The 12,659-nt window shown below is 59.2% G+C and carries 12 protein-coding genes; 11 read left to right on the top strand and 1 reads right to left on the bottom strand.

Translation table 11 applies throughout. From position 1 onward, the window contains the following. Position 1 precedes the first annotated feature (1 nt). Positions 2-2,005, bottom strand: coding sequence for a tetratricopeptide repeat protein (locus HNR38_RS15145; protein ID WP_183705832.1), 2,004 nt, complete (start codon positions 2,003-2,005; stop codon positions 2-4). A gap of 262 nt (positions 2,006-2,267) precedes the next feature. Between HNR38_RS15145 and pseB the strand changes: the two genes are divergently transcribed. Genes pseB through HNR38_RS15200 form a run of 11 tightly spaced genes read left to right on the top strand, consistent with a single transcriptional unit; the run spans position 2,268 to position 12,573 of the window. Continuing rightward, positions 2,268-3,266 carry a UDP-N-acetylglucosamine 4,6-dehydratase (inverting) gene (gene pseB / locus HNR38_RS15150; RefSeq protein WP_183705834.1) on the top strand — a complete coding sequence of 333 codons (999 nt, stop codon included), beginning with the start codon at positions 2,268-2,270 and terminating at the stop codon, positions 3,264-3,266. A gap of 40 nt (positions 3,267-3,306) precedes the next feature. After that, positions 3,307-4,452, top strand: a complete 1,146-nt coding sequence (gene pseC / locus HNR38_RS15155; RefSeq protein ID WP_183705836.1) for a UDP-4-amino-4,6-dideoxy-N-acetyl-beta-L-altrosamine transaminase — start codon at positions 3,307-3,309, stop codon at positions 4,450-4,452. After that, the gene (pseF, locus tag HNR38_RS15160; protein ID WP_183705839.1) at positions 4,449-5,147 is read left to right on the top strand and encodes a pseudaminic acid cytidylyltransferase; all 699 of its coding nucleotides are present in this window, start codon (positions 4,449-4,451) and stop codon (positions 5,145-5,147) included. The genes pseC and pseF overlap by 4 nt, the downstream gene beginning before the upstream one ends. Then, on the top strand, positions 5,147-6,280 hold the full coding sequence (gene pseG, locus HNR38_RS15165) for a UDP-2,4-diacetamido-2,4,6-trideoxy-beta-L-altropyranose hydrolase (protein ID WP_246362739.1): 1,134 nt from the start codon (positions 5,147-5,149) through the stop codon (positions 6,278-6,280). Before pseF ends, pseG begins: the two co-directional genes overlap by 1 nt. A gap of 24 nt (positions 6,281-6,304) precedes the next feature. Further along, positions 6,305-7,354: a pseudaminic acid synthase gene (gene pseI / locus HNR38_RS15170; RefSeq protein ID WP_183705841.1), complete on the top strand. Its 1,050-nt coding sequence runs from the start codon at positions 6,305-6,307 to the stop codon at positions 7,352-7,354. Next, positions 7,347-7,925, top strand: coding sequence for a GNAT family N-acetyltransferase (locus HNR38_RS15175; RefSeq protein ID WP_183705843.1), 579 nt, complete (start codon positions 7,347-7,349; stop codon positions 7,923-7,925). Before pseI ends, HNR38_RS15175 begins: the two co-directional genes overlap by 8 nt. 31 nt (positions 7,926-7,956) lie before the next feature. Next, positions 7,957-8,202 (top strand): acyl carrier protein, encoded by a 246-nt coding sequence (locus tag HNR38_RS15180; protein WP_221275852.1) that lies wholly within the window; start codon positions 7,957-7,959, stop codon positions 8,200-8,202. Then, positions 8,195-8,935, top strand: coding sequence for an SDR family NAD(P)-dependent oxidoreductase (locus HNR38_RS15185; protein WP_183705845.1), 741 nt, complete (start codon positions 8,195-8,197; stop codon positions 8,933-8,935). Before HNR38_RS15180 ends, HNR38_RS15185 begins: the two co-directional genes overlap by 8 nt. 8 nt (positions 8,936-8,943) lie before the next feature. Continuing rightward, positions 8,944-10,296, top strand: a complete 1,353-nt coding sequence (locus HNR38_RS15190; RefSeq protein ID WP_183705847.1) for an AMP-binding protein — start codon at positions 8,944-8,946, stop codon at positions 10,294-10,296. After that, positions 10,289-11,404 carry a LuxE/PaaK family acyltransferase gene (locus HNR38_RS15195; protein WP_221275853.1) on the top strand — a complete coding sequence of 372 codons (1,116 nt, stop codon included), beginning with the start codon at positions 10,289-10,291 and terminating at the stop codon, positions 11,402-11,404. Before HNR38_RS15190 ends, HNR38_RS15195 begins: the two co-directional genes overlap by 8 nt. Further along, a complete protein-coding gene (locus HNR38_RS15200) occupies positions 11,404-12,573 on the top strand; it encodes an acyl-CoA reductase (protein ID WP_183705849.1) in 1,170 nt (389 codons plus the stop codon). The genes HNR38_RS15195 and HNR38_RS15200 overlap by 1 nt, the downstream gene beginning before the upstream one ends. Positions 12,574-12,659: the final 86 nt, after the last annotated feature.

Below are 12,659 nucleotides of genomic sequence, written 5' to 3' on the forward strand. Positions count from 1 at the left end.
CTTAACGACGGCGCTGGAAGTAAACGCTTACATGTTGTCCCAGCAGGCTCTGGACTTCGCTGCCCAGAGCCTCGGCCTGAATCTGGCGCTGAACCGGCTGGGTTGCAAGGCTGTGGCCGTCTTCATCCCGGGCCTTGATGAGCTTCCAGTCCACTTCGTTGCTGACCATGCCCAGCAGGTTTTCCAGTTGGCCGGCGTCCTGCGGGCGGAACCAGCGGTCACGGCATCCCCCCAGGCTGTAGAAGTCATCTTCTTGCAGAAGATCCGCCCACAGCGTGTCCTGCCTGTTTGACAGAACCATACGGCGCAGTTGTCTCAGGCTGGTGCGGGTGGGCTCGAGCCGGTGTTCCTCAATGAGCTGCCGGATCTGCCTGTCGCCGGCGGTCTGCTCGTCCATGCCGGTGTGCATGTGAACCACGGCGCCTGCGAGTGTGGCGTCATTGACCAGGTTGGCCAGTGACAGACTGGTCATGGCAGGCGAGGGCAGGCGCCCGACCTCAATCCAGTGGACCTGGTGCCCGTCAGCAACGAATCGCTGGGCGATAGACCAGGGCCAGAAGACAATGTTCTCCATGTTCTGGGCCATGGCCATGCGGGTACCCTTGGCGATATTGGCCAGGGATTCATCCACGGCAATCACCTCCACATCGTCCAGATACTGGGCGAGTTCCATGGCGCGCTGCCCCGAACGGGCGCCGCAGACCATGATGCGCAGGGTGTCTGGCAGATCAGCGGTGTTCAGGCCCAGTTCCTGTTTCATAATGGCCTTCAGGCTGGTTTCCGTGCGATAGGCCAGTCGGCTCCAGGAGGGCCAGGCCTGGGGAACATCGGTCTTCTCCAGGCAGAGTTCTTCCGCTTTTTCGTCAAAATTCTGTTTGATGGCTTCCTCTTCCGCCCGGTTGTAATAGCTGGCGGCCATCAGGGGCTGCATACCGAGCGGCCAGTCGACCAGGTTCCACTGGCCGAGTTGAACGGCGAAGTCCTGATGGAACAGGGCTCCGTACATGGCGCTGATCATCAGTGAGCCGATCAGGGCTTCCTGGGGCTCGTTCAGGGCAAACTGGGCCATAACGCTGTCGTTGATGGTCGCAGCCAGTCTTTCCTCATCGTCTTCTGCCGGCAACGCATAACCGGTGCGCTCTGCATACTCGCCGATTGCCAGAACAAGGTTCTGAAGCTCGTCGCGCAGGCTGGCACTCTGGGCGACTTCCGACATCACCGCCCGGCGTAGCAGAACCACCAGTTCCTCGACAGCAGGACTCGGCATCAGGGTTTTGCGCAGGGCCAGCAGCAGTAGCTGGTCTTCCGCTGCCTCTTCCAGATTAACCTGAGCGTCCGGGTTGGCCAGGTCGTATTCGTGCTCGATGATCGCACCGACAAAGCGGCCCAGTTCCTGATGGGGGAGGCCGTCCTTACTCAGCAAGGCCAGGGCATCCTCGGCCAGTTCCGCGTCTGCTTTGTGGATCTGCAGGTGCTGCGCGCAGGTCAGCATGCCGGAATAGATGGAATCCCATTCGGTGCCGGAGCGCAGCAGGGTACGGTAGTGCAGGTAGGCGACATCGTATTGACCCTGGAGGCGTTTGGCGTGGGCGATACCGCAGAAGGCGGCGGCGGATTGCCGGTCACACTCCAGGGCCTTGAGGAAATACTCTTCCGCCAGGGCCGGGCGTTCGTTTTTCAAAGCCCAGTAGCCAAGGTTCGCGTACTGCTGGGCCTGGGCTGGCTGGCTGTTCAGGCTGGCGTTGAACAGTGCGTGTGCTTTTTCCAGTTGGCCGTCATCCATTTCCACACGGCCAAGCAGGCCCAGAGCGGCGGCGTTATCCGGCTCCAGAGTCAGGGCCTGTTGGAGATACTCCCGGCACTCACTGCGGGCTTTCAGGCGCTGGCCGTAGGTGACGCCGTTGCTGTTGGACTCGCCGTACGCCAGATTGGCCTGAAGAACCAGCCGAGCCGCGCGGGCTTTCTCGGAGCGGGGGAGTTGCGTTTCTTGATGTTGAACGTGCATGGAACACCTCGTTACCAGCCTGAATCCAAGGCGGCAAAAGTCTGCAGTTTTTTTGACGTTTTGCCGGGGTTTGGAAGAGTCTTTGCGAAAGGTGTGCCAGTTTTCGGATTGTCGCCGTGAACTGAGAGCCCGCCTTTTTGAGACCGGTTTTCCGGGGCAGAACAGGAGGTGAAAGTTCAAAGTTGGGTCTGTCGGGGTTTTTGGCAGTATACTCGGGCGTATAGTATGTCGATGTATTCCCTTGGTTGGCTGAAGGATTTTAATGTTTGAGAACAAATCTATCTTGGTAACCGGCGGCACAGGTTCTTTTGGACAGAAGTTTGTGCCGATGACGCTTGCCAGGTACAACCCCAAGAAAATCATCGTGTTTTCCCGTGATGAAATGAAACAGTGGGAAATGGCACAGAAATATCAGGGCGATGACCGGCTCCGGTTCTTCATTGGGGATGTGAGGGATAAAGACAGGCTCTACCGGGCCCTGGATGGCGTGGATTATGTGGTGCATGCCGCTGCCACCAAGATCGTGCCAACCGCCGAGTACAATCCTTTCGAGAGTGTGAAGACCAATATCATCGGGGCCATGAATGTCATTGATGCCGCGATTGATAAAAAAGTGAAAGGAGTGGTGGCGCTTTCGACGGATAAGGCGTCAAGCCCGGTGAATCTTTACGGCGCCACCAAGCTGGCATCCGACAAACTGTTCGTGGCTGGCAACTCTTACACGGGCGACCAGAGTACAAAGTTTTCGGTCGTGCGCTACGGCAACGTGATGGGGTCGAGAGGATCGGTTATTCCTTTCTTTATGTCGATCCGGGATTCCGGTGTGCTCCCGATCACCGACCCGAGAATGACCCGCTTCATGATCAGTCTCGATCAAGGGGTTGAGCTGGTCTGGCATGCCTTTGAAGACATGCTGGGTGGTGAGATTTACGTCAAAAAAATCCCGTCCATGAAGGTCGTGGACCTGGCGCGGCTGATTGCGCCGGACGCCCGTCTGGAAGTCGTGGGCATCCGGGCCGGGGAAAAGCTGCATGAGCAGATGATTGGCTGTGAAGATTCGCACTTTACCTATGAGTACCCGGAACACTTCAAGATTCTGCCCAACCTCCACAGTCTGGGAACCTGCAAGGAACGGATCAAGGACGGCAAACGGGTGCCGGAAGGTTTCGTGTATTCCAGCGATAATAATACCGAGTGGATGACGCCAGAGCAGTTGCAGGCGTGGATTGATCAGTACTACAGCGAACTTGGTGAGCTTTGATGTCATCAGACCGTTCACGCCCCTGTTCTGAGAAGCTGGAATGATTCCCTACGGTCGTCATCAGGTTTCATCGGCGGACGTTGACGCCGTGGTGGACGTGCTGGAAAACCAGTTCCTGACCCAGGGAGAACAGGTTCCCCTTTTTGAGCAGGCCTTGTGTGGCTATGCCGGTGCCTCTTATGCCGTGGCGCTCAATAGCGGAACCTCGGCCTTGCATGTTGCCTGTCTGGCTTTGGGGGTCGGGCCCGGTGATACGGTCTGGACCTCAACAAACTCTTTTGTTGCTTCTGCCAACTGCGCCCGGTATTGCGGCGCGGACGTTGGCTTTGTGGATATTGACCCTGTCACCCGGAACATCAGCCTGGAGGCGCTTGCTGCCAAGCTGGACCAGGCCCGGCGGCAGGGGACGCTTCCTAAAGTCCTTGTTGTGGTTCACTACGGTGGGCTTAGCTGTGATATGGAATCCATCAGGCAACTGACGCACGCGGACGGCATTCGCCTGATTGAGGACGCCAGCCACGCGCTGGGAGGGAAGTATCAGGGCAGGGCTGTGGGCGACAGTTCCTGGTCGGATGCGACGATCTTCAGTTTTCATCCGGTCAAATCAATCACCTCGGCTGAGGGCGGGGCGGTGCTCACCCGGGATTCTGAACTGGCCCGGCGGGCCCGTCTTTATGCCAGCCATGGCGTGACCCGTGACACCGACCTGATGGAAGGCGAGTCCGAAGGTCCCTGGTACTATCAGCAGGTGGCGCTGGGCTATAACTACCGCCTCAGCGATCTCCATGCGGCCCTGGGCCGTTCCCAACTGAATCGCGTTGATCATTTCATTCAGGCCCGGGCTGAGCGGGCGCGGCGATATACCGAAGCGCTGGAACATTTGCCGCTGCGTCTCCCTCGGGAGCCCGTGTATGCACGAAGCGCCTGGCATCTTTATCCGGTTGAGCTGATGGAGCATGACCGGGCCCGGGTTTATGACGCGATGATAGCCCGGGGCATTGGCGTGAATGTTCATTACATTCCGATACACCTGCAGCCTTACTATCGTCGCCTCGGGTTCCAGGTTGGGGATTTCCCCGTCGCCGAAGCGTTTTACCAGCGAGTGCTGACGCTGCCTTTATTTCCAGAGCTGTCTGCCGATGAACAGGAACAGGTGATTCACGCGCTGACAGAGAGTCTGAGTTGAATATAGCGATTATTCCCGCCCGGGGCGGAAGCAAGCGTATCCCCCGGAAAAACATCCGCCCCTTTTGTGGCAAGCCGATGCTGGCGTGGTCCATCGAGACGGCCATGGCCAGCGGTTGTTTTGATCGGGTCATCATTAGCACGGATGACCCGGAAATCGCGTCCGTCGCTACGGAATATGGCGCCGAGGTTCCGTTTCTGCGTCCTGCCGAGCTGGCGGACGACTGGGCGGGGACAGCCCCTGTCGTCCGGCACGCGCTGGAGTCCGTGATAGCGGCAGGTGAGAGCCCCCACTATGTCTGTTGTCTGTATGCCACGGCCCCGCTTCTTCAGCCTGAGAGCCTGTCGGCTGGTCTCGAGAGACTCAAAGGTGCCCCGGAAAAACAGTTCGCTTTCTCGGTAACCAGCTTTCCCTTTCCTGTGCAGAGGGCATTGAGTGTGATGCCGGGGGCGCAGGGCGTTGCGCCAATGTTCCCGGAGATGATCGGTCAGCGGTCCCAGGACCTGGAAGAGGCCTTTCATGATGCTGGCCAGTTTTACTGGGGGCGAGCCGACGCCTGGCTCAGCCGGCTGACTATGTTTGACAAGCACAGTATTCCGATCGTACTCCCGCGATACCGGGTCCAGGATATCGATACCGAAGAAGACTGGCTCACTGCGGAACTGGTCTTTCAGGCGCTGGAGCGCCGGGACTGATGGCTCTGGAGGTGCTATTCCGGGCCGATGCCTCGCGGCTCATGGGGACCGGGCACGTGATGCGGTGCCTGACGCTGGCCGATGCACTGGTCCGGAAAGGTTGGCATTGCGGGTTTGTGTGTCGTGAACAGGATGGCGACATGGCGGACTGGATCCGGGCCAGAGGGCATGATCTCTGGTTGTTGCCCCCCTTTGGAACCGGGGGGTCTTCAGACTCTGACTATGATGGCCCGCCTCACGCTGCCTGGCTCGGAGTGCCCTGGCTGCAGGATGCTGAAGAGACCCGTGCCATTGCGGCGGAGGTGGCGCCCCGGTGGCTGGTGGTTGATCACTACGCTCTGGATGCCCGGTGGGAGCGCGTTCTGGCGCCAGAAGTCGGTAGCCTGATGGTTATTGATGATCTGGCCGACCGGGATCATGACTGCCAGTTGCTATTGGACCAGAACCCCGGACGCGTGCCGGAACGCTACTCGGCGTGGGTTCCCGGTGCCTGTGTCACTCTGACCGGAACCCGGTATGCCTTGTTACGGGATGAATTCAGGCAATGGCGCGAGCGTCGTCCGCCGGCGAGCCGGACCGCTCGGGTTGGTCGAATACTGGTGACCCTCGGGGGATCCGATCCCGATAATGTCACCGGGAAAGTGCTTTCGGCTCTCGGTGACTGCCAGTTGCCGGCCGATACCCAGGTGGACGTGGTCATGGGGCCTTCGGCATCGTGCCTGGCGGCTGTGCATGAGCAGGTTCGGGCGTTGCCGTTCAAGGCCACAGTGACTGTCGGTGCGACGAATATGGCCGAACGTATGGCGCTATCCGACCTGGCGATTGGTGCCGCGGGCGCCACAAGCTGGGAAAGGTGTTGCCTGGGCCTGCCATCCCTGGTTGTGGCCATTGCTGATAATCAGCGAGGTGTGCTTCAGACCATGACCGAGCAGGGGCTTGCGGAGGTGGCGGATCTGCCTGATCTTGCGCAGGCGGTGAAGAGCTTTGTGGACTCCATGCAGGCGGATCCCGGGCGTTATTTCAGGATGGTCGAACGTGCAGCCGCTGCGGTGGACGGCCTGGGTGCGGACCGTGTTGCCGACAGGATGATGGCGGAACACCGGGAGGCGGAACATGCTGCGAGGTTTGATTGAGTTGTTTAGCAAGGAGCCGAAGAGATGGAAACGGTAACGATTGATGGTGTCGCCATTGGCCCGGGCCATCCGCCCTATATCGTGGCCGAGCTGTCAGCCAATCACAACGGTTCTCTTGAACGCGCGCTTGCCACCATTGATGAAGCCAAGCGGCGCGGGGCCCATGCTATCAAACTGCAGACCTACACCGCCGACACCATGACCCTCGACAGCGACCGGCCGGAATTCCGGATCACAGGCGGGCTGTGGGATGGCTATCGCCTTTACGACCTGTTTCAGTGGGCGCATACGCCCTTCGAGTGGCATCAGGCCCTGTTCGACCATGCCCGCCAGTTGGGGCTCACCGTGTTTTCAACGCCTTTCGATGAGACGGCTGTTGACCTGCTGGAAGACCTTGACGCTCCGGCCTACAAAATCGCTTCATTCGAGCTTACGGACCTGCCTCTGGTAGCCTACGTTGCGCGGACCGGCAAGCCCATGATCATGTCGACCGGTATGGCCAGTGAGCAGGAGATTGCCGATGCAGTGGCAACGGCCAGAGGCGCTGGCTGCAAGCAACTGGTTCTTTTGCACTGTGTCAGCAGTTACCCGGCTCCTATGGAACAGGCGAACCTGGCTCAGGTCCCGGAGTTGGGCAAGCGGTTTGATGTGGTGCCAGGGCTGTCCGACCACACGCTGGGAACCACGGCTTCGGTGGCAGCCGTGGCGCTGGGCGCGTGTCTGATCGAGAAACACTTTATGCTCAGTCGGGAGGATCAGAGCCCTGACAGCGGGTTTTCCATCGAGCCGGAGGAGCTGGAGCGCCTGTGCCGCGAGACGCGGGATGCCTGGTTGGCGGTTGGAACGCCGGGGTTCGAGAGAGTCTCGGCCGAGGACAGTAACCGGAGCTTTCGCCGTTCCATCTATTTCGTGCGGGACCTCAAGGCCGGGCATCGTATAACGGAGGGCGACGTTCGCCGTATTCGACCAGGGGCCGGACTGCCCCCGCGATACTACGAGGATCTGATGGGGCGGCGCCTGAGTCAGGATGTTACCCGGGGAACACCCACAGACTGGGGGTATTTTGATGACTGACCGGGAGGTGAAGCCGCCCGTCACACTTTCTGGCTATCAGGTCACGCTGCGCGATGTCGCGCGGGACGATCTGGAAATGATCAGAAACTGGCGAAACGATCCCGAAACCCGGCAACATATGCTGTCGCAGGAGACGATCTCCCCTGAGCAGCAAAGCGCCTGGTTTGACCGGCTGCAGTCGGATCCCTGTCAGCGACAATGGCTTATCCTGTATCGCGACAAGCCCATTGGTGTGGCCTCTATCAAGTCGGTGGACGAGGGAGTGCCTCTGGATGCCGCCAGTCGGGTGGAGCCCGGGCTTTACATTGCAGATCTTGCGTATCGGGGCAATATCCTGGCCTTTGCGCCCACGCTTCTGATGAACGATTACTGCTTTGGCCAGCTTGGGGCGAGCGAATTGCAGGCAACCGTCAAGGAGGACAATGAGGCCGCACTGCGTTACAACCGGAAACTGGGGTATCGTGAAGTTGAGCACCAGTCCGGCCTGGTCCGGATCGCGCTTGGTCCTGAAGATTATGAGGTGTCGTCGGCGCCCATCAAGGCCTTTCTGAGCCGTCCCGTGCGCCGCTGATATCGCGAATTGTCATTTAAAAAGGTAACGAATGAGCAGCAACCAGCAAGTACTCGTCGATGGTTTCGCCACGGCTTTGGCCATTCCGGCGGAGCAGGTGACCGATACTCTGGCTTACAACAGCATTCCGCAGTGGGACTCCATCGCTCACATGACACTGGTAGCGGAGCTGGAAAGCCGGTTTGATGTGATGATGGATACCGATGACATCATTGATATGAGCAGTGTTGCCAAGGCGAGAGAGATACTCGGCAAATACGGGGTGACGTTTGACTGATTTCGGGATGGAACTGTCGGATAAACGAATCCTGATCACCGGTGCGTCCGGTGGCATCGGTGCTGCTGTGGCAAGGTTATGCCACCAGGCTGGTGGCACGGTCATTCTGGCGGGCCGGCAGCAGGAGAGGCTGGATGCTTTGGCGTCCGAACTCGGATCACGCGCAGAGGTCATGAATTACGACGTCACGGACGAAAGTGCGGTCAGGTCAGCGTTCCGGGAGTTGCAGTCTGATGGCATGGATGGGCTGGTCAACGGCGCCGGGGTTATGGCGGAAGGCGCCCTGGCGATGACCCGGCTGGCGGATGTCCGGCAACAGTTCGAGGTGAACAGTCTGGCCGCTTTCCTGCATCTGCAGTTGGCCAGCAGGCTGATGATGCGTCACAGGTCGGGCAGTATTGTCAATCTGGCATCCCAGGTGGGCGAGCAGGGCAGCGCCGGCCAGGCCGCCTATGCCATGAGTAAAGGCGCGGTGAGTTCGCTGACGCGTTCGGCGGCGCGGGAACTGGCGAGTTTCAATATACGGGTGAACGCGGTTGCGCCCGGGTTTATTGATACGGCCATGACGGCAGGGTACGAGGACGCAAGGCGGGAGCAGGTGCTTGGTCACACACTCCTCAATCGAGCGGGTACAGCCGACGAAGTGGCCGACATGGTGATATTTCTGCTCTCTCCACGGGCCTCTTATACCACGGGCCAGATCCTGTCGGTCGACGGTGGCTTGCGGCTTTAGGAGACAGCATGTTTTTTGAAAACCTCTCCTCATTTGGCGCACGCACCGCACTGATTGATGATCAGCGGTCGTTGTCCTATCGGCAACTCGATGAGGCGGTTTTGCGTCTCCAGTCGGAACTGCCAGGCTGGAAATCTCTCATCCTGATCCAGGCCGATAATACCCTGGACACGGTGGTGGCATACCTGGCAGCCCTCAGCGGCGGGCACTGTGCGCTGCTGGTGGACCAGGGACTATCGGCGGAATATCTGGAAGCCCTGATATCACTGTATCAGCCCAATGTGTTGATCCGTGAAGCGCTGGTCACGCATTGCCATGATCGCCAGTTGACGCTGGCTGAAAATCTGGCGGTCCTGTTGTCGACTTCCGGTTCAACCGGGTCGCCCAAGCAGGTGGCGCTGTCCTTCGGCAACCTCGACGCCAATGCGGCTTCCATCTGTGATTATCTGCCCATTCGCGCCACGGACACGGCGATCACGACCCTGCCGTTTCAGTATTCCTATGGCCTTTCGATAGTTAACAGTCATCTCCGATCCGGAGCCTGCATTGTGCTCAACAGGGATTCTGTGATCAGCCGGGATTTCTGGGACCGTTTTCGACAGCATGGCGTCACCAGCCTGGCCGGTGTCCCTTTCACCTGGGAGATGCTTCTGCGTCTGCGTTTTACGTCCATGGAACTGCCTTCCCTGCGGTACTGCACCCAGGCTGGCGGCAGGCTGGCGGCGGACAAGGTCGAGACCCTGGCGTCGTGGGCGCAGGAGACGGGGCGGCAGTTCTTTGTCATGTACGGGCAGACAGAAGCGACCGCCCGGATGGCCTACAATGATCACGCTCACATCAAGCCGGGCGCTATAGGGTGCGCCATCCCGGAAGGCGAGTTCCGGCTGTGCCGCGACGATGGCTCGGACATCGGCACACCCGGCGAGGAAGGGGAATTGTACTATCGGGGGCCGAACGTGATGCTGGGATACGCAGAGTCTGTTTCGGACCTGGCTGAATTCCCGCGGATGTCCTGGCTGTCGACCGGGGATCTGGCCTGGTTTGATGACGAAGGGGATTTCCACGTCAGTGGGCGCATTCGTCGTTTCATCAAACTGTTCGGTCAGCGTATTGCTCTGGACGATGTGGAACAGATTCTTTCCGCTAACGGGTACAGGGCCTACGCCGTTGGCTCAGATGAAGGGCTGAAGGTCGCGCTTGTGGCTGACGGTATCGGAGATGTCTCTGAGCACAGGGCATGGCTGGCCAATACCCTCGGGTTGAATGCCTCCGTCGTGACGGTGTTGACGGTTGCCGACCTTCCGACTCATGCCAATGGCAAACCGGATTATCCGGCTGTGGAGCGTCTGTTTGATGAGTGATACCACTTTCGAAGACGGGGAAACTTTTGACAGAGGCCTGGAGGCGCTCTGGTCTGCCGACCCCTATGTTCTGAGTCAGGCGGACAAACAAGCGCTGATCATACCGTTGTTGTCCTGGCTGGATCGGCATCATCGGTCTGCCTGCCCGGAATACGAACGGGTTGCGCGGCAGGGGTTTGATTCGGAACCTGCTTCCGGGCTTGAGGATCTTCCGTATCTCGCGGTACGGCTCTTCAAGCTTCTGTCGCTCAAAAGCGTGGATGATGGTGAGATCTTCAAAACGCTTCAGTCGTCGGGTACGACGGGGCAGTCGCCTGCGCGCGTCTTCCTGGATCGGCGGACCAGCCAGTTACAGTCCAAGGGACTGGTAAAGATTCTCCAGGGCGTTGTCGGCAAGGCCCGTTTGCCCATGCTGATTGTGGACAGCCCGGCCGTGTTGAAGGATCGCAGTCTATACACGGCCCGGGGGGCGGGGATTCAGGGCCTGTCTTTCTTCGGCCGGGATCATACCTACGCCCTGGATGAAACCATGCAGCCTGACTGGGAGGCCATTGACGGGTTTCTGGAGAAATATGCCGGGCAGCCGGTGCTGGTTTTCGGTTTCACCTATATCGTCTGGCTGCACCTGATATTGGCATTGGAGGCGGAGGGACGAAGCCTGGGGCTTGCCGAGGGCGTCCTGCTGCACAGTGGTGGCTGGAAGAAACTGGAAGACCAGAAAGTCGGGCACGATGAATTCAGAAACCGGACACAGCGGTCGTTGGGCGTGCAGCAGGTGACAAATTTCTACGGCATGGCCGAACAGGTCGGGTCCATTTTTGTGGAATGCGAGCAGGGTCACCTCCATGCCCCGGTGTTTGCCGATGTCGTGGTGCGAAGCACAGAGGGCCTTGGCCCTTTGCCGGTGGGCCAGCCTGGCTTGCTGCAGGTCTTGTCGGTGTTGCCATTCAGCTATCCCGGCCACAGCCTGCTTACTGAGGACCGTGGGGTGCTTCTGGGCGAGGATGATTGTCCCTGCGGGCGTAAAGGTCGTTACTTTCAGGTTCTTGGGCGCTTGCCCCGGGCCGAGGTGAGAGGGTGCAGTGACACCCATCAGGGAGGCCTGTGATGGCACTGATGTTATTGGCTGGCCAGCACCCGGACACGCTGGACGACAATAACCTGTCCGGATGTTTTGATCCGGGCCGGCTGGCTTTTTGCCGGGATCTGTCCGGTGCTTTGCTGCGCCATCCGATGGCGAGGCAGCACCCGGAGTTGGTGGCGCTGGGGTTCTGGCTTCGGGACAGTCATCTAAAGCAGCTTGAACAGAGATCTGATGCCGGTTCGCCGGGTGTCGTGCGACGTGCTCTGGGGTTGGTGATGCATTTCGCGCCGGCGAACGTGGACACTCTGTTTGTCTACAGTTGGGTGTGCTCGCTGCTGATGGGCAATGCCAATGTCGTGCGTCTCTCCACTCAGTCCACTGATGTGACCGACATACTTCTGGAGTTATTGAACGAACAGTTTGCGAGGCCGGAGTATCAATCGATCAAGAAACAGAACGCGTTCGTGACCTTTCCCCACGATGACCCGGCGGCCTCGTTCCTCAGCCTGCGTGCCGATGCACGGATCATCTGGGGCGGCGACGACGCTGTTCAGGCGATCCGGCGTTTGCCATGTAAGCCCCGTTGTCGTGATATCCCATTCGCGGATCGCTACTCTGCGGCGGTTATTGACGGTGATCACCTGAGCGCCGCCGATCTCAGCACGCTGGCGGAAAGGTTATGGCGGGACATTCAAAGCTATTCCCAGATGGCCTGTTCGTCACCACGGATCCTGTTCTGGCTTGGCTCGACCGCAAACCGTGAAGCGCTCTGGTCTGCTGTTGGGGCGCTTGCTGATCGTGAAACCTGGCCATCAGGCCGGCAGAATGAACACCTGGTGGTCGCGCAATGGTTACAGGCAACCGGAGCATGCGATGCTCCCGTACGTCTGGGGAGCTTCAACATCCTGCCTCTGTCCGGCGCCATCCCGGAGGCACTGAACCACCACCCCGGGCAAGGGCTGTGCTATCTGGTGGATATCGACGATCTGGAGGAACTGACGGTTCTGGATAGTCGTTGCCAGACCTTGGGTTACTGGGGCATTGAGCGGGAACGGCTGTTAAACCTTATGAATACTGCGCCGATAAGGGGTATGGAGCGTGTTGTTCCTGTCGGGACCGCGCTCGACTTTTCAACCTGGTGGGATGGTATGGATCTGTTTGCTCACTTGTCGTCCTTTACAGTCATTCAGTGAATGTTATCCGGCCTTTTCCTGTTGAACTGAGCCATCTGGTTACTGTGCGTTAAACATTAGACCTTGTCCTGGAGGAGGGGCAGAAC

The sequence above is a fragment of the Marinobacter oulmenensis genome (genome assembly GCF_014201735.1).
Taxonomy (GTDB): Bacteria; Pseudomonadota; Gammaproteobacteria; order Pseudomonadales; family Oleiphilaceae; genus Marinobacter; species Marinobacter oulmenensis.